Source organism: Saccharopolyspora soli (assembly GCF_022678645.1).
Taxonomy (GTDB): Bacteria; Actinomycetota; Actinomycetes; order Mycobacteriales; family Pseudonocardiaceae; genus Saccharopolyspora; species Saccharopolyspora soli.
On the sequence record NZ_JALBWV010000009.1, the window covers coordinates 62,004 to 77,615 of the forward strand.

Consider the following 15,612-nt stretch of genomic DNA (forward strand, 5'->3'; position numbering starts at 1 on the left):
GGAACCCGGTGTCCGAAGCCCTGCGCCCACTCGCCCGCCCTCGGCTGTACGAGCAGGTCGTGCAGCGGTTGCGCGAGCACGTGGCGGATTCCGGACTGCGCGTCGGCGACCGGCTGCCACCGGAGCGGGAGCTCGCCGAGCGGCTCGGTGTGAGCCGCGCGTCGGTGAAGCAGGCGATCGTGGTGCTTGAGGTGCAGGGTCTCGTCGAGGTCCGGCATGGCGGCGGCACCTACCTGCGCCGCGCGTCGCTGGACGTCGAGCCGGTCGATGAACTGGTGGCGCGCAAGCGACGCCTGCCGGACGTGCTGGAGGCGCGGGAGGCGTTGGAGACCAAGCTCGCCGAACTGGCCGCGCAGCGCCGCACCGAGGCCGACCTCGCCGAGGTCGATGCGGCGTTGGCGGACATGCGCCGCGAGATCGCCGACGGTGAACTCGGCAGCGAGGGCGACCGGCGGTTCCACGCCGCGATCACCGCGGCCGCGCACAACCCGCTGCTGGCCGAATTCATGCGCACCATCGCCGCGGAGATCGCCGAGAGCCGCCAGGAGTCGCTGCGCCAGCCGGACCGGCCAGGAAAGTCGCTGGCCCAGCACGAACGCATCGCCGAGGCGATCCGGGCGGGCAACCCGCGCGCGGCGGTCACCGCGATGCGCCGGCACCTGCGGACCGTCAGCCGAGTCCGACTGCTGTCCTGGGACCCCGACGCCGAACCCACCCGATCAAGCGACGAGTGAAGGGCACCTTTGACCGAGTAAGCCGGTCAAAGGTGCCCTTCACCTCGAAAAATGTGCCCGGACGGGTGTTGGCGGTGGGGGCTCGGTAGGCTCGGTCGGCCCTGTTTCAGCAGCTGTGGAGCATGTGACGTGATCGACCACCCGAGTTCGCCGCGCGGACGTGCCGTCGTGCGGGCGCTCCGGTGATCGGGTGGTTGCTGGCCACCGCGGGCACCGCCGCGCTCGGCAGCATCTTCCCGCTGGTCAACATCGAGCTGTACCTGCTGGGCATCGTGTCAACTGTGGACGGGATCAGTTGGTGGGCGGTCGGGTTGGCCGCCGCGTTGGGCCAGGTGGCCGGTAAGACCCTGTTCTACTTCGCGGGGAAAGGCGGCTTCGCGCTCGGGGAACGGCTGCGCAAGCGGATCGAGGCCAAGCGGCGGGGCAGGTGGGCCGCCTGGTTCGAGAAGTTCCACCGGCGGACCGAGGAACGCCCGTGGTGGGGCCTCGGCGTGCTGTGCCTGACCGCCGTGCCCGGCATTCCGCCCTACAGCCTGATGTGCTTCCTCTCCGGCGCGGCGGGCATCCCGCTGCTGGGCTTCCTGGCCGCCAGCCTCGTCGGGCGCGGACTGCACTTCCTGATCGTCGCCGGTGCTCCTGAACTGCTGCACTGGCTCCCCGCCGCGCTCGGGTCGTGAGTGCTCAACCGGGCTCCAACCCGGCCACGCACTCACGACCGCGCACACCGGTGGCGCCCGACCACGCACCGGGGTGCGAACGTACCGAAACGATCACACACCGCGAGGCCGATTAGGACTCCGGCGGTACGTCTTCTACGGTGCGAGTCCGTGAGTGTATTGCGAACGATGCCTGTCGAGGACGTGCTGACCCGCGGCGCGCGCAGCGGACTGATCCGTCGGCTCACCGGACGGGACCTGGTCGGCTTCGGTATCGGCATCATCATCGGCACCGGCGTGTTCACGCTGGCCGGGATCGAAGCCAAGGAGCACGCCGGTCCCGCGGTCGTGCTGTCGTTCGTCGTCGGCGGCATCGTCGCGGCGCTGGCCGCGCTGTGCTACGCGGAGCTCGCCTCGGCGGTGCCGACCGCGGGCAGCGCCTACACCTACGGGTACGCGACGCTGGGCGAGATCTTCGCCTGGATCATCGGTTGGGACCTGCTGCTGGAGTTCGCGCTCGGCGCCGCGGTGGTCTCGCGCAGCTGGTCGGGCTACGTCGCGAACCTGCTCGGGCTGCCGGAGGCGTGGTTCGGCGAGGACGCGGCGGTCAACGTCGGCGCGATCCTGATCATCGCGGTGCTCACCATCATCGCGGTGGTCGGTATCCGCGAGTCGTCCTGGGTGACCAACGCGCTGGTCGTGGTCAAGGTCGCGGTGTGCGTGCTGGTGATCGTCGCCGGTCTGTTCTTCGTCAACGGCGCCAACCTCGACCCGTTCATCCCGCCCGCGCAGCCCGCCCCGGCGACCGCGAACGTGCTGGAGCAGCCACTGGTGCAGGCGGCGCTGGGCATGGAGCAGTCGGTGTACGGCATCGGCGGCATGTTCACCGCGGCGGCGATCGTGTTCTTCGCCTACACGGGCTTCGAGGCGCTGGCCAACCTCGGCGAGGAGACCAAGCGTCCCAAGCGCGACCTGCCGGTCGGGCTGCTCGGCAGCCTGATCGTGTGCACCCTGCTGTACGTCGCGGTCGCGGCCGTGCTCAGCGCGATGGTCGACTACCGGCAGATCGACGAGGGCGCCCCGCTGGCGGCGGCGTTCCAGTCCGTCGGGCAGCCGTGGGTGGCAGCGCTGATCGCGCTCGGTGCGGTGACCGGGCTGACCTCGGTGATGATGGTCGAGCTGGTCACCATCGGCCGGATCGGGTTCGCGATGAGCCGGGACGGCCTGCTGCCGCCCAAGCTCTCCCAGGTGCACCCGAAGTGGGGCACGCCGCACCGGATGACCATCGGCGGCGCGGTGGTGATCATGCTGCTGGCCGGGTTCATCCCGATCTCCGAACTGGCCGACATGGTCAGCATCGGGGCGCTGTCCGGCTTCGTCATCGTCGCCATCGCGGTGCCGGTGCTGCGCCGCACCAAACCGGACCTGGACCGACCGTTCAAGATGCCGCTGTCCCCGGTGCTACCGATCATCACGGCGCTGTCCTGCCTCTACCTGATGTCCAACCTGGACATCATCACCTGGCTGCGCTTCGCGGCGTGGTTGGTCGTGGGCCTGGCGATCTACTTCCTCTACGGCCGCCGCCACGCGAGGCTCGCCAACCCGACCGCCGACACCACCTCTTCGAGCGAGGAGTGAGGGGCACCCGTGACCCAGTTACTTGGTCACGGGTGCCCCTCACTCCGTTCGGGCTGCGCGGTTCAGGTGGTGGCGAGTTGCTGGATCGCCTCGGTGCCGAGCGCTACGAGGGCGGCTAGGTTTTCGCGGCCGATCGTGAGGATGTACTCGCCGTGCTGTCCACAGTGGAGGACGACGAGGCCGTTGAGCCGATCGATCTCGTAGCGCATCGGAGCCTCGTCCTCCATCTCGACGCACGACTCCACGGATATCCCGGAGTACTGAAACAAGGCCATGCTCCCGACCTTCCTCAATGGACGACTAGGGTGACTGCGCGGAACCAGACCACCCCTAAGCGCGACGGTCACCGGATCAGGAAGGATGACTGATCATGCCGGGGCTTGCGCGGGACACCGGGTGGTTCAAGAGCTCACGGAGCACCGCAGCAAGCGACAACTGCGTCGAGGTCCGGATGCTCGACAATTCCGTCTGGGTACGGGACTCCAAGGCACCCGACGACGGCTTGCTGAGCTTCCACTCCACCGCTTGGAACTCCTTCCTGACCTCCTTGAAAGCATGACGTTCGCAGCCCAGCGGAATCACATATCGCCGGCGGCGGGCACCGCACGCCTGACCAGCAGGACTTCTCCGACGGCGACGACGAGCGCTGCCGCGACGAAGCCGACCGAGACGATCAGGCCGTTGGAGATCGCCTCGTCGAAACCTCCGGTGGCCAGCGTGCCGAAGAACAGTCCCGACGCCGCCGCCGTGCCCAGCGCGGAGCCGATCCGCTGGCCGGTCTGCTGGACCCCAGCCGCCGTGCCGCCGTGCGCGCTGTCGATCTCGCTGAGGGTCACCGTCTGGTTCGGCGAGATCACCAGACCGCTGCCGATCCCGGCGATCAGCAGCGGCAACGCGATCACCAGCCCCGCGTCCGGGCCGGGATGCGTGGCCAGCAGCAGGTCGGTGGCCAGCAACCCGAGCAGTGCCGCGGCCAACCCGATGATCACCAACCGGCGGCCCATCCGGTGCACAATCCGCCCGCCGAGGGCCGACGCCACCGCCGAGCCGACCGCGAACGGCGTCAACGCCAGCCCCGCCGCCAGCGCCGAATACCCCAGACCGCGCTGCAAGTACACCGCCAGCACGAAGAAGATGCTGGTGAACCCGGCGAAGTACAGCAGGCCCAGGGTCGCGCCGAACGAGTAGCTGCGGATCTTCAGCAGCCGCAGGTTCACCAGCGGGGCGTGGCCCTGGGCGCGGTACCAGTACTCCCAGACCACGAACAGCACCAGCAGCACCACCGCGATGATCAGCAGGTACCACGGGGTGCCCTGGCCGCCCTCCTGCTCGATCAGCGGCAGCAACAGGCACAGCAGTCCGCCGCCGAGCAGCAGCACGCCCACGAGATCAAGACTGGTGGCCTTGTCACGAACTCTGTCGCGTGGTAACACCCGCAGTCCGTAGAGCACCGCCGCGACGCCGATGGGCAGGTTCACGAAGAACACCCAGCGCCAGCCGTGCTCCTGTCCGGCGAGCTGGATGATCAGGCCGCCGAGCAGCGGGCCGATCGCGGTGGAGATGCCCACCACCGCGCCGAAGAGGCCGAACGCCCTGCCTCGCTCGGAGCCGTGGAACAGCTGTTGCATCAGCCCCAGCACCTGCGGGTTGAGCAGACCTCCGGCCACGCCTTGCAGCAGCCGCGCCACGACCAGCCACAGCGGGGTCATCGCGAACCCGGCCAGCGCGCTGGCCAGCGTGAAGGCCAGCAGCGCCAGCAGGAACATCCGGCTGCGGCCGCGATCATCGCCGAGCCGACCGGCGGGTACCAGCACCAGGCCGAAGGTCAGCGCGTAGCCGGAGACCACCCACGACAGCGCCGCCGCTGGCGCGTCCAGGCCCTGCTGGATCGACGGCAGCGCGACGTTGACGATGCTCACGTCGAGCAGGGTCATGAACCCGGCGACCAGGCAGACGGTCAACACCCGCCAGCGCCGGGCGCTCTCCTGCTCTGCCGCGGACCGCGCTGCTGGCTCGGTCTGATTCACCGGTTCAGCTCAGCACGTTCGTTCTAGGCTCGCACTATCCGCTGCGCCACATCGACTGTCCAGTATTGCGACCGACTGACTTATCAATCGCAGTCGACTCCGACCCAATCGCCCGACGCGCCTCGAATTCACCTTGCTGTCTAGGCATATTCCACGAGACACTGTCAGTTGGAAGGGACTCGTGGAATCGCAACAAGCCGTGATCGTTGCGATTCTCGCAACGGACTGTTAGCGTTCCGTCCCGTGCAGGACACCACGGCGGCGGTGCGTCAGCGGGTGCGCGACGTGTTGCGCAAGTACCCGGGCAGCCAGCGCGCCTTCGCCGACCTGATCGGGCTGGACCCGACCAAGCTGTCCAAATCGCTGACCGGGACCAGGCGGTTCACCCCGATCGAACTCACCCGGATCGCCGAACTCACCAACGTCACGGTGAACTGGCTGATCAACGGCGGCGACGACATCGAGACGGTGGCCGCCGCACCGCAGCGCAGCGCGCGGTCCGGGCGCGGCCCCGGCGATGCCCGCGAAGCAGGCCGCTACCAGCAGATCCTCGATGCCGCCTGGAAACTGGTCGCCGAGCGCGGCTACCACTCGGTGCGGATCGCCGACGTCGCCGAGGTCTGCGGCACCAGCGCGGCGACGATCCACTACTACTTCCCCGGCCGCGACGACCTGCTCACCGAAACCCTGCGGTACTCGGTGCGGCTGGCCTTCGACCGGCAGGTCGCCGAACTGCACAGCATCGAGGACGCCCACGAGCGCCTGCTGCGGCTGGTCGAACTCCAACTGCCCACGCCGGGACTGCTGCGCCTGGAGTGGTCGATCTGGTTGCAGGTGTGGAACGAGAGCGCGCTCAACCCGGATCTGCAGGTCCTGCACAGCGATTCCTACGCCCGCTGGCACGACACCATCGCCCGCACCATCCGGCAGGGCCAGCAGCAGGGCGCGTTCACCGACACCGACGCCGAGGAGCTCACCGTGACGCTGACCGCGCTGATCGACGGCCTGGGCATCCAGGTGCTCGCCGGGCGGCCCGGCCGATCGGTGGCGCGGATGCGGCGCGTGCTGCGCGAGTTCGTGGACCGCGAGATCGTCCGGCACTGACCGCCGACAACAAACACCTGGGCGCGGTGGCGCGCACCGGGCCGAAAAGTCGTCCCCACGAAGGGAGAGCCCGATGAACAACCCAGTGATCATCACCGCCGCGCTCACCGGCGCCGGTGACACCACCGGCAAGAGCGAGTTCGTCCCGGTCACCCCGGCGCAGATCGCCGAATCCGCGGTGCAGGCCGCCGAGGCCGGTGCGGCCGTGGTGCACATCCACGTCCGCAACGTGGATACCGGTCAGGGCTCCCGCGAGGTGTCGCTGTACCGCGAGGTGGTGGAGCGGATCAAGGAGACCGGCATCGACGTGGTCATCAACCTGACCGCCGGGATGGGCGGTGACCTGGTCATCGACCAGGAGGACCCGCTCAAGCCGGTGGACGGCACCGACCTGGTCAACGGCCTGGACCGGCTGCCGCACGTCGAGGAGCTGCTGCCGGACATCTGCACGCTGGACTGCGGTTCGCTGAACTTCGGCGAGGGCAGCCAGCTCTACATCTCCACCCCGGACATGCTGCGCGCCGGGGCCAAGCGGATCCAGGAGCTGGGCGTCAAGCCGGAGCTGGAGATCTTCGACACCGGCAACCTGTGGTTCGCCACCAAGCTGATCGAGGAGGGGCTGATCGACGCCCCACCGCTGTTCCAGCTGTGCAGCGGTATTCCGTGGGGCGCGCCGCCGAATCCCGGTCTGCTGCAAGCGATGGTGCACATGCTGCCCGACGGCGCGAACTGGGCCAGCTTCGCCATCGGCCGCGACCAGCTGCGCTGGGTCGGCCTGACCGCGGCGCTGGGCGGTCACGTCCGCGTCGGCCTGGAGGACAACCTCTACCTGAGCAAGGGGGTCAAGGCCACCAACGGCCAGCTCGTCGAGCGCGCGGTGACGATCGTGGAGTCGATGGGCGGCAAGGTCGCCACCCCGGACGAAGCCCGCGAACAACTCGGGCTCAAGACCCGGCGTTGAACCCGGTTCGTGTTGAACATGCGTTGACCCGAAGGGAATCCTTGAGTTGAGCGAGAACACCCCGTCCCCGACCGCCGTTCGGCGGGTGGCCTGCGTCGGTGCCGGTGTCATCGGTGGCGGTTGGGTCGCGCACTTCCTCGCCCGCGGTTACCAGGTGACCGCGTGGGACCCGGCGCCGGACTTCGAGACCAAGCTGGCCCGGCTGGTCGACGCGGCATGGCCCGCCCTCACCGAACTCGGGCTGGCCGATGGCGCCTCCCGCGACAACCTCGACATCGGCGCGACGCTGGAGGACGCGGTCGCCGCTGCCGAGTTCGTGCAGGAGAGCGCGCCGGAAGACCTGGTGCTCAAGCGGGATCTGCTGGCCCGCATCGACGCCGCGACACCGGCGGGCGTGGTGGTGTCGTCGTCCACTTCGGGCTACGGCATGACCGAGATGCAGGTGGAGTGCGCGACGCCGCAGCGGCTCGTGGTGGGGCACCCGTTCAACCCGCCTTACCTCATCCCGCTGGTCGAGGTGGTCGGCGGCGAGCGGACCGAGCGGTGGGCGGTCGAGTGGGCCGCGGAGTTCTTCGAAGTCGCGGGCAAATCGGTGATCACCATGGACCGCGAGGTGCCGGGTTTCATCGCCAACCGGCTGCAGGAGGCGATCTGGCGCGAGGCGCTGCACATGGTGGCCAACGGCGAGGCCACGCCAGCGCAGATCGACGCATCGATCACCGATGGTCCTGGCCTGCGCTGGCCGCTGCTCGGGCCGTGCCTGACCTTCCACCTCGCCGGTGGTGAGGGCGGCATGGCGCACATGCTGGACCACTTCGGCCCGTCGCTGAAGTCTCCGTGGACGCGGTTGGAGGCCCCGGAGCTCACCGACGAGCTGCGCGACGCCATGATCGAAGGCTGCGAACAGGCCGCGAACGGCCGCAGCATCGCCGAGCTGGTGGCCGAGCGCGACCGCGCGGTGATCGCGGTGATGCGCGCGATCGACGGCGTGCGCAAGGGCAAGTCGTGACTGGGCTGCGGGAGTTCCGGCAACGGGTCCGTGCGGAGTGGATCGACTACAACGGTCACCTCAGCGAGGCTTACTACGTGCTCGTGTTCGGTTTCGCCACTGACGCGGTGATGGATCAAGTTGGCCTCGACGCGGGCTACCGCACCGCCACCGGATGCTCGCTGTACACAGTGGAGGCCCACGTGCGCTACCTGCGGGAGGTCAAACCCGACGCGGAGCTGGTGGTGACCAGTCGCGTGGTGGGTGCTGGCGCGAAGAAGGTGCGCATCTGCCACGAGATGACCGTGGCAGATGCGCTGGTGGCGACCGAGGAGATCATGGCGCTCCACGTCGACGGCGCCCAGGGCAGCACCACGCCGTTCCCGGACGTGGTAGCCGACCGCTTCGCCGCACTGGTCGAGCCGCCGCCGGAGTACGCGGGCAGCGCCATCGGCTGATCTCACGACCTGCCGGTCCGGTCGACCAACCGCCCGGTTCGAAAGCGACTGCGGGGCTGAGGTTGTCCGGTTGTGGTCACCGGTGGACCGAAGTCGATCGGCTCCATCCGCGTGCCGCGGGCGTACCGTGGAGCTCAACCACCGGTGTCCTCGGGAGGTCGCGGGTGAACTCCACCGGTTCCCCGCCAGCGCACGATCGCGCCCGCGGGTTGTTCACGGGAGTCGGGCTCGGCGACGCGATGGGTGCCGAGTTCGAAGGCAGACCATCGGTCAGCGAGCTGGCCCTCCGGGAGTTCGAGCGCTCCCAGCACCAATTGCGCTACACCGATGACACCGCGCTGACCATCGCCGTCGCCGAACACCTGCTGGAGCGGGCCCGCCTCGGCGGGCACCTGCTCGACGAGGGAGAACTGGCCGCCGCGCTGACGTGCGCCTGGAACCGCGAGCCGTGGCGCGGGTTCGCCACCTCAGCAGCCTGCCTGTTCGAAGAGCTCGACTCGGGGATGCCGTGGCGGGACGCGGCTGTTTCGCTGTTCCGCGGGCAGGGCTCCTTCGGCAACGGCGGGGCGATGCGTTGCGCGCCGGTGGCACTGGCCGCGCAAAGCGCCCACCACGCCGCCGAACTGGGTCGCCGCACCGCGTCGGTGACTCACGCGCACCCGGATGGCCAGGAGGGCGCCGCCGTGCAGGCGTGCAGTGTCTACCTGGCGCTGCACACCTGCGGGCCGCTCGACGCCGAGTCGTTCCTGTCCCGGCTGGCCCACACCATCCACGAACCGGAGTGGGTGCGGCGGCTGCAGGCCGTGGCCGCGCAACTCGGGCACCGAGACCCGCACCGCGCCGCCGAAGCACTGGGCAACGACGTGCGGGCGACGCATTCGGTGCCGCTGGCGCTGTGGGCCTTCCTCGCCCACGCCGAGCACCCGGTCGACGTCGTGCGGCAGTGCATCCGGGCCGGTGGCGACACGGACACCATCGCAAGCATGGCGGCGGCGCTGGCCGGAGCGCTGCGCGGCGCCGCCGGTTGGCCGCAGTCGTGGCTGCGCCGCGTCGAAGGGCTCACCCGGCTGCACGACTTGGGCGACCGGCTGGCCAGCTTGTCGCCGTGAGCCGCGCGCCACGAGGCCGGGCTCGTTACCCTCGCGGTTGCTCCGCCCAGCTACCGACTGGAGGACAGATGAACGCCGAAACCCCGGAAGCCGACGCCGCCGAGCAGGCCCGCCAGGCCGAGGAAGTGCTCGACGAGGAAGAGCCGGAGCCGGTCGAGGTGCCGCTCGACGCCGACCCGGCCGACCTCGCCGACCAACACCGCCCCGTCCCAGTAGACGACTCCTACGACTACGACTAAAAAACTGTGGTCGGCTCGTTTTGCGTGGCGGGCCGGTGGCGGAACCTCAGACGCCGTCTCGCTCGGGGAGGACTCGGCCGGGATTCAGGATGTTGTGCGGATCCAGGGCGTTCTTGATCGCGTGCTGGGTCCACAGGCCCGCTTCGTCGAGTTCCTTGCCCAGCCACTGCCGTTTGAGGTGGCCGACGCCGTGTTCGCCGGTGATGGTGCCGCCCAGTTCCAGGCCGAGCGCCATGATCGCGTCGAACGCCCGCTGCGCGCGGGCCGTTTCGTCCGCGTCGCTGGCATCGAAGGCCACCACCGGATGCATGTTGCCGTCCCCCGCGTGCCCGGCGCACAGCACCTGCACGCCGTGCTGCTCGGCGATCCGGCCGAGCCCTTCGACCAGGTCCACCAGATGCCGTCGCGGCACGCACACGTCGTCGACCAGCAGCGATACGCCGAGGTTTTCGTGCGCGTCGCCGACCAGTCGCCGGGCCTGCATCAGCAACTCGCCTTCGGCCGGGTCGTCGGCGACCACCACCTCGGAGGCGCCGAAGGACCGGGCCACCCGCTCGAAGGCCGCCAGGTCGCCCGGCGCCGATTCGCCGCGGTCGGACTGCACGAGCAGCATGCCTGACATGCCCTCGGGGAAGCCGAGGTCGGCGATCCGCTGGACCGCGTTGACGGTCGGCTGGTCCATGAACTCCAGCACCGACGGCCGGTGTCCCTCCCCCAGGTACCCGGCCACGGTGCGGGCCGCGTCGACGACCGCCGGGAAGAACGCGACGGCGGTCAGCGGCTGCGCCGTGGCCGGTCGCAGCGCGACGGTGATCTCGGTGACCACCCCGAGGGTGCCTTCAGAGCCGACGATCAACCGCGTGAGGTCGTAGCCAGCCACACCCTTGGCGGTGCGACGCCCGGTGCGCATCACCCGGCCGTCGGCGAGCACCACCTCCAGACCGCGCACGAAGTCGCCGGTGACGCCGTACTTCACGCAGCACATGCCGCCCGCGTTGGTGGCCACGTTGCCGCCGATCGTCGAGATGCTGCGCGAGCCGGGGTCGGGTGGGTAGAACAGCCCGTGCTCGCCGACCTTCGTCGCGAGCACGCCGTTGACCACGCCGGGCTGCACGACCGCGATCTGCTCGTCGACGTCGATGTCGAGGATGCGGTTCATCTTCTCCATCGACAGCAGGATGCAGCCGTCGATCGCGTTGGCCGCCCCGGACAACCCGGAGCGGGCTCCCTGCGGCACCACCGGAACCCGGTTCTCGTGCGCCCACTCCAGGGTCGTCGCGACGTCCGCGGTGGACCGGGCGCGGACCAGCGCCGCAGGCTTCCCGGCCGGGCAGAAGGTGGCCCGGTCCCGGCGGTGGGCCTCCAGCACGTCGACGTCGTCGAACACGCTGCCTTCCGGCAACAGCTCCCGCAGCGGGTGCACGTCAGTGGCGGTCATCGGTCGCGCTCTTCTCCAACCTCGGTGGGCATGGTCGTACCTCGCGAACCTAACCCGTGCCACCCCTGATCTCCCAGCCCCCCGATGTCGAAGACCAGGTTGGCGCAGCGGTCACGCGAACCCTGGAACGATCATGGTGAGCCGAACCTCAGCCCGGCCACAGGCCGAACAGCGCGGCGAACCCCTCGCGCCAACTCGGCCACATCGGCCGCCAACCCAGTGTTTCGCGCAGCCGGAAGTTCGTCGCGCCGCGCTGTTCGGTCAACTGGTGCACGGTCAGCCAGTCCAACTGCGCCTTGGCCTGGTCCATGGTCAGCGACACCGGGGCCGGGCCACCGGCCATCCGCGCGTAGGCGGGCAGCCATTCGGCTGTCTCGGCTGGCTCGTTGTCGACCACGTTGTAGGTGCCCGGCTCGCCGCCGGTGAGCAGTTCCAGCACTGCCCCGGCGGCGTCGTCGACATGGGTGAACGACGTCAGGCCGACCCCGTCGTGGACCAGCGGCAGCGCGCTGCCGCGGACCCGCTCGTGGATCACCCCACCCGGCGCGTAATGGGTGCTGGGGCCGTACAGCGCGCCGTAGCGCAGCGCCACGCCCTCGATCTCCGGGCAGGTGAGCACCGCTTCCTCCATCGCCGCCAAGGCCCGGACCACGGCGCCCCAGCAGCCCGGCGCGTCCGTCCACAGTGGAGAATCTTCGTCCAGCACGTCGTGCCCGTGCGGACGGTAGGCGGCGGTCATGCTCTGCCCGATGATGCGCCGCGCGCCCACCAGCACAGCGGCGTCCACGAGGTTCGCGGCACCGCGGGCACGCAACTCCGCGGTGCGGCGCAGGCGCTCGTCCTGGTCAGCTTTCCCGAAGCCGGAGGTCTGATCGATCACCACGTCCGGACCGACGCGGCGCAACTCGCGGTGCAACCCCGCCGGGTCCAGCAGGTCCGCCACGGCGATATCATCGACCGGTACCGTGCCGTCCAGCCGATCCGCGCTCCGGACAAGTGCGGTCACGTGATGACCGCGTTCTCGCAGCAGCGGCAGCAGTGTTCTCCCGACCACGCCGGTAGCACCGGCGACAACCACACGCAGGGGCACTTCGACCTCGCACCGGGTTTCAAAAGTCAGCGAGCCCGAAGCCTACCCTGGCGACATACCCCGAAACGGGTGAAACGGTGGCCCTCCTCGGCGGCAGACCGGCACCGCAGACGGCCCGATCTGCCGCCCACCGGAGCGGCATCAGAGCTCACCCCGATGCTTTCGTCATGCCTGACAGGCACGACCTTTGGATCAGATGGTGCGGATGCCCGCGGCCTGCGGACCCTTCGGGCCCTGGGCGATCTCGAACTCCACCCGCTGGTTCTCCTCCAGCGTGCGGAAACCGGAGGAGTCGATCGCGGAGTAGTGGGCGAAGACGTCAGCGCCACCGCCGTCGGGGGTGATGAACCCGTACCCCTTCTCCGCGTTGAACCACTTGACCGTACCGGTAGCCATTCCCTGTTTCTCCTGATTCTGCTGGCCAGGGTCAACACTGCGCAGACCCTCGGTCGCCGAGCTGATCACCCCTCGTACCAACGCGGAGCCGGAGCACCACGGCACAAAAAAAGTGCCTGCGTTCTGGCAGGCACTTTCCAGTACTGCTGGGACCAAAACTGCAACCGATGCAACGCTAGCACTCCGACTGCGGGTTGTCACACATCGATCGCCGCATGTCAGCACGGTGTCCGACCAACCGCCACAGTGGATCGACGAGCCGCTTCACGGGATGCTGAGCAGCCCTTCACCGCTGGCTTCGGCGGCGCGGTTCTGCTCGCTGCGGTGCTCGGCGAGCCGCAGCGCCGCGGCCCTCGGCGTGCAGCCCTCGGCGTCCCACGCCGCCAGCAGCGGCGGGATCTTGGCCAGCATCTCCTCCCGCAACACCTGGAACGAGCGCACCGGGTCGGCGTCGACCCTGCCGAGCAGCAGCCACCAGGCCCAGGCCGCCGCTCCGGCGTTGGCCACGAAGTCCGGGATCACCGGGATGCCGCGCGTCGCCAGCATTTCCTCGGCGTCGGCGGTGACCGGCGTGTTGGCCGCCTCGATGATCACCTTCGCGGCGACCGCCGGGACCTGCGGTGCGCCGATGGCGTACGACACCGCGGCCGGGATCAGCACGTCCACCTCGGCGCCCAGGACCGCCTCGCGCGGCAACTGCCGCACCTCCGCGGGCACCTGCGCGCGGTCGATCTCGCCGAAGCGGTCGCGGGTCTCCAACAACGCCGGAACGTCCAGCCCGTCCGGGTGCCACAGGGTGCCCGCCGCATCGGCCAGCGCGACCACTTTCAGCCCCGCCTCGTGGAGGTAGTAGGCCGCGCCGCCGCCCATCGTGCCGACGCCCTGCACGGCGACCGTGGTCGCCTCCGGCGGCCAACCCCGAGCGTGCACGACACCCAGGCAGCTCTGCGCGACGCCGTATCCGCCGACCACGTCGCCGAGCAGCAGGCCGCCTGGCACCGGGGCGTTGAGCCCAGCGCGGACGCGGCGCAGCGTGCGCTCCGGGTCCGGCGCCCGGCGGATCGCGGCGTGGTAGGACTGGTGCAGGCCGAGTTCGGCGAACACCTCGTCGATCAGGTGCTGCGGCACCCCGAGGTCCTCAGCCGTCACCCAGTGCGCGTCCAGCCACGGCCGCATCGCCTGCACGAAGCGGCGCAGCACGCCGCTGGCGTCCGGATCCTTCGGATCGCAGTCGATGCCGCCCTTCGCGCCGCCGACCGGCAGATCGAACACAGCGGTCTTGCGGGCCATGCCGCGGGCCAGTTCCGTCACTTCCGACAGCGTGCAACCGGCACGCATCCGGGTTCCGCCGGTGGCGAGCCCGGACACCAGGCTGTGCACGACCAGGTAACCGGTGCGGCCGGTCACCGAATCCGTCCAGATCACCCTCATCAGCGGGTCGCGGTCGACGAGCGCCACGGGCCAGACCTCCTTCCAGAACGCGTACCTGACACCGGGCGCACGGGCCCGGAGTTCACCAGTGATCAATGGTTCGGCGACTCAGTGATGTCGACTCAGTGATGTCGCAGCCAGAGCGAGGAAGAAGACAACCATCGGGCCGGACGCGGATTGCGGAAGAACTCGGTTCGCATGGCCCACCTCCGGCGTCCGGCCCGAATGGCTCGAAATTAAACGCGGGCTCGTCGGATTGTCAACAATCATCTCGTCTTACTCAGTTACATCGTCGGAACGGGTACGTGTCACCCGGTTACCTGGGATTTTGTCGTGTGCGGAGCGCAATCGGCCATGCCGCAACTGTCACTCCGATGGGGTCTTAAGCTTCCCGGCACAACGTCGGGACAGCGTCGCGCGAAGCATGCCGGGACTTGGGTGAAACCGCTCCCAAGGGCTTCGCGTGACTGGGAGGATGCACGCATGAGCCAACCGGGACCCCACGGCCAACCGGGATCGTTGGACGAGGCCGCGCAGCAACAGCTGATCCAGGAGATCGGCCGGACCATCGTGCGCGCCTTGCCCCCTGGTTGGCAGGAGGCGACGGTCGAGTACCGCGAGCTGGGCACCCACCACGAACTGGTGGCGCAGCTGATCGCGCCCAACGGCACCGCCATCCCGCTCGCCGTGCCCGCCGGGGTCGGGGAGTTGTTCGTGCGGCTGCGGCACGGCATGTACCAGCCGGATCGCGGCACCTGGGTGAGCGCGCTGTACCGGCTGCAGCGGCCCGGCAGCTACACCGTCGACTTCAACGGCGATTTCGAACCCAACTGGCGCACCGCGCCACCGCCCGAAGCTTCCGCCGAAGAACTGCGCCGCTTTCCGCGCCCCGCCGCGGTCACGCCGGACTGGCTGACCCCGCGGAGCACCGGTGCGGGGAGGCTGCGCACCGCCGAGGTCTTCGACGACGGCGGGCGTCCGATCACCGAGCGGCCGGAGATCAGCCCGGCCGAGCGCGACCAGGTGGTCGACTACCTGGAGCGGGCCCCGATCGTGTTGGCCGCGCGGAGCTACGACACCGACCGGCTCGACCCGAACCGCAGCCCGGCGGTGCCGATGACCTTCCACACCGACGGCAGCTGGATCTGGCCCGGTGCGGTCGGCTACTACCTGCGCCAGCACGGTGTGGCACCGGAGGCGGACCTGGTGGCGCACATCCGCAGCCGGGGCTTCCAGGTCCCCGACGTCGAGGAACCCCTCCGCGAGCAAGCAGTCGCGGTAATCACCGGCGAACAGCGCTAGAGACTGTTTCAGTAGTGGTTTGCGTGGCGGTGCGGGTTGCG

Annotated in this window: 17 protein-coding genes; 11 read left to right on the forward strand and 6 right to left on the reverse strand. The window is 69.6% G+C overall.

Translation table 11 applies throughout. The annotated features are described in order from the left end of the window. The first annotated feature begins 8 nt into the window (after window positions 1–8). The 3 genes from MOQ72_RS08960 (at window position 9) to MOQ72_RS08970 (ending at window position 3,028) form a co-directional block, all read left to right on the forward strand. Window positions 9–734 (forward strand): FadR/GntR family transcriptional regulator, encoded by a 726-nt coding sequence (locus tag MOQ72_RS08960; RefSeq protein WP_242181858.1) that lies wholly within the window; start codon window positions 9–11, stop codon window positions 732–734. Between the two features lie 182 nt (window positions 735–916). Next, window positions 917–1,411 (forward strand): VTT domain-containing protein, encoded by a 495-nt coding sequence (locus MOQ72_RS08965; protein WP_242181860.1) that lies wholly within the window; start codon window positions 917–919, stop codon window positions 1,409–1,411. Between the two features lie 168 nt (window positions 1,412–1,579). Beyond that, window positions 1,580–3,028 carry an amino acid permease gene (locus MOQ72_RS08970; protein ID WP_277953793.1) on the forward strand — a complete coding sequence of 483 codons (1,449 nt, stop codon included), beginning with the start codon at window positions 1,580–1,582 and terminating at the stop codon, window positions 3,026–3,028. 62 nt (window positions 3,029–3,090) lie between these two features. Here the strand turns inward: MOQ72_RS08970 and MOQ72_RS08975 are convergent, their stop codons facing one another. Beyond that, window positions 3,091–3,303 (reverse strand): hypothetical protein, encoded by a 213-nt coding sequence (locus tag MOQ72_RS08975; RefSeq protein ID WP_242181865.1) that lies wholly within the window; start codon window positions 3,301–3,303, stop codon window positions 3,091–3,093. A 95-nt stretch (window positions 3,304–3,398) separates the two neighbouring features. On the opposite strand from MOQ72_RS08975, the gene MOQ72_RS08980 reads away from it, so the two are divergent. After that, window positions 3,399–3,587, forward strand: coding sequence for a DUF397 domain-containing protein (locus MOQ72_RS08980; RefSeq protein WP_242181867.1), 189 nt, complete (start codon window positions 3,399–3,401; stop codon window positions 3,585–3,587). A gap of 19 nt (window positions 3,588–3,606) precedes the next feature. On the opposite strand, the gene MOQ72_RS08985 is transcribed toward MOQ72_RS08980, so the two are convergent. Next, a complete protein-coding gene (locus tag MOQ72_RS08985) occupies window positions 3,607–5,055 on the reverse strand; it encodes an MFS transporter (RefSeq protein WP_242181869.1) in 1,449 nt (482 codons plus the stop codon). 243 nt (window positions 5,056–5,298) lie between these two features. Between MOQ72_RS08985 and MOQ72_RS08990 the strand changes: the two genes are divergently transcribed. The 6 genes from MOQ72_RS08990 (at window position 5,299) to MOQ72_RS09015 (ending at window position 9,914) form a co-directional block, all read left to right on the forward strand. Continuing rightward, window positions 5,299–6,159 (forward strand): TetR/AcrR family transcriptional regulator, encoded by an 861-nt coding sequence (locus MOQ72_RS08990; protein ID WP_242181871.1) that lies wholly within the window; start codon window positions 5,299–5,301, stop codon window positions 6,157–6,159. A 73-nt stretch (window positions 6,160–6,232) separates the two neighbouring features. After that, complete coding sequence (locus MOQ72_RS08995; protein WP_242181873.1) at window positions 6,233–7,120, forward strand: beta-keto acid cleavage family enzyme; 888 nt, start codon at window positions 6,233–6,235, stop codon at window positions 7,118–7,120. A 46-nt stretch (window positions 7,121–7,166) separates the two neighbouring features. Further along, window positions 7,167–8,129, forward strand: a complete 963-nt coding sequence (locus tag MOQ72_RS09000) for a 3-hydroxyacyl-CoA dehydrogenase NAD-binding domain-containing protein (protein ID WP_242181875.1) — start codon at window positions 7,167–7,169, stop codon at window positions 8,127–8,129. Next, the gene (locus MOQ72_RS09005) at window positions 8,126–8,566 is read left to right on the forward strand and encodes a thioesterase family protein (protein WP_242181877.1); all 441 of its coding nucleotides are present in this window, start codon (window positions 8,126–8,128) and stop codon (window positions 8,564–8,566) included. Before MOQ72_RS09000 ends, MOQ72_RS09005 begins: the two co-directional genes overlap by 4 nt. A 164-nt stretch (window positions 8,567–8,730) precedes the next feature. Continuing rightward, on the forward strand, window positions 8,731–9,675 hold the full coding sequence (locus MOQ72_RS09010) for an ADP-ribosylglycohydrolase family protein (RefSeq protein WP_242181879.1): 945 nt from the start codon (window positions 8,731–8,733) through the stop codon (window positions 9,673–9,675). 68 nt (window positions 9,676–9,743) lie between these two features. Further along, window positions 9,744–9,914 (forward strand): Rv3202a family protein, encoded by a 171-nt coding sequence (locus MOQ72_RS09015; protein WP_242181881.1) that lies wholly within the window; start codon window positions 9,744–9,746, stop codon window positions 9,912–9,914. 46 nt (window positions 9,915–9,960) lie between these two features. Here MOQ72_RS09015 and MOQ72_RS09020 read toward each other — a convergent pair whose 3' ends face one another. The 4 genes from MOQ72_RS09020 to MOQ72_RS09035 form a co-directional block, all read right to left on the reverse strand. Continuing rightward, the gene (locus MOQ72_RS09020) at window positions 9,961–11,352 is read right to left on the reverse strand and encodes an FAD-binding oxidoreductase (RefSeq protein WP_242181883.1); all 1,392 of its coding nucleotides are present in this window, start codon (window positions 11,350–11,352) and stop codon (window positions 9,961–9,963) included. A gap of 148 nt (window positions 11,353–11,500) precedes the next feature. Further along, window positions 11,501–12,442: an NAD-dependent epimerase/dehydratase family protein gene (locus tag MOQ72_RS09025; RefSeq protein ID WP_242181886.1), complete on the reverse strand. Its 942-nt coding sequence runs from the start codon at window positions 12,440–12,442 to the stop codon at window positions 11,501–11,503. Window positions 12,443–12,634: 192 nt separating this feature from the next. Further along, a complete protein-coding gene (locus tag MOQ72_RS09030; protein WP_242181888.1) occupies window positions 12,635–12,838 on the reverse strand; it encodes a cold-shock protein in 204 nt (67 codons plus the stop codon). 264 nt (window positions 12,839–13,102) lie between these two features. Continuing rightward, window positions 13,103–14,296, reverse strand: a complete 1,194-nt coding sequence (locus MOQ72_RS09035) for a Glu/Leu/Phe/Val family dehydrogenase (RefSeq protein ID WP_242181890.1) — start codon at window positions 14,294–14,296, stop codon at window positions 13,103–13,105. 456 nt (window positions 14,297–14,752) lie between these two features. Between MOQ72_RS09035 and MOQ72_RS09040 the strand changes: the two genes are divergently transcribed. Further along, complete coding sequence (locus MOQ72_RS09040) at window positions 14,753–15,571, forward strand: hypothetical protein (RefSeq protein ID WP_242181892.1); 819 nt, start codon at window positions 14,753–14,755, stop codon at window positions 15,569–15,571. The last annotated feature ends 41 nt before the right edge of the window (window positions 15,572–15,612 follow it).

Bases quoted from the DNA above. Each gene is read 5' to 3' on its own strand.
- MOQ72_RS09020 (WP_242181883.1), bottom strand. From the start codon at position 11,352: ATGACCGCCACTGACGTGCACCCGCTGCGGGAGCTGTTGCCGGAAGGC.
- MOQ72_RS08980 (WP_242181867.1), top strand. From the start codon at position 3,399: ATGCCGGGGCTTGCGCGGGACACCGGGTGGTTCAAGAGCTCACGGAGC.
- MOQ72_RS08970 (WP_277953793.1), top strand. From the start codon at position 1,580: ATGCCTGTCGAGGACGTGCTGACCCGCGGCGCGCGCAGCGGACTGATC.
- MOQ72_RS08995 (WP_242181873.1), top strand. From the start codon at position 6,233: ATGAACAACCCAGTGATCATCACCGCCGCGCTCACCGGCGCCGGTGAC.
- MOQ72_RS09040 (WP_242181892.1), top strand. From the start codon at position 14,753: ATGAGCCAACCGGGACCCCACGGCCAACCGGGATCGTTGGACGAGGCC.
- MOQ72_RS09015 (WP_242181881.1), top strand. From the start codon at position 9,744: ATGAACGCCGAAACCCCGGAAGCCGACGCCGCCGAGCAGGCCCGCCAG.
- MOQ72_RS09030 (WP_242181888.1), bottom strand. From the start codon at position 12,838: ATGGCTACCGGTACGGTCAAGTGGTTCAACGCGGAGAAGGGGTACGGG.
- MOQ72_RS08975 (WP_242181865.1), bottom strand. From the start codon at position 3,303: ATGGCCTTGTTTCAGTACTCCGGGATATCCGTGGAGTCGTGCGTCGAG.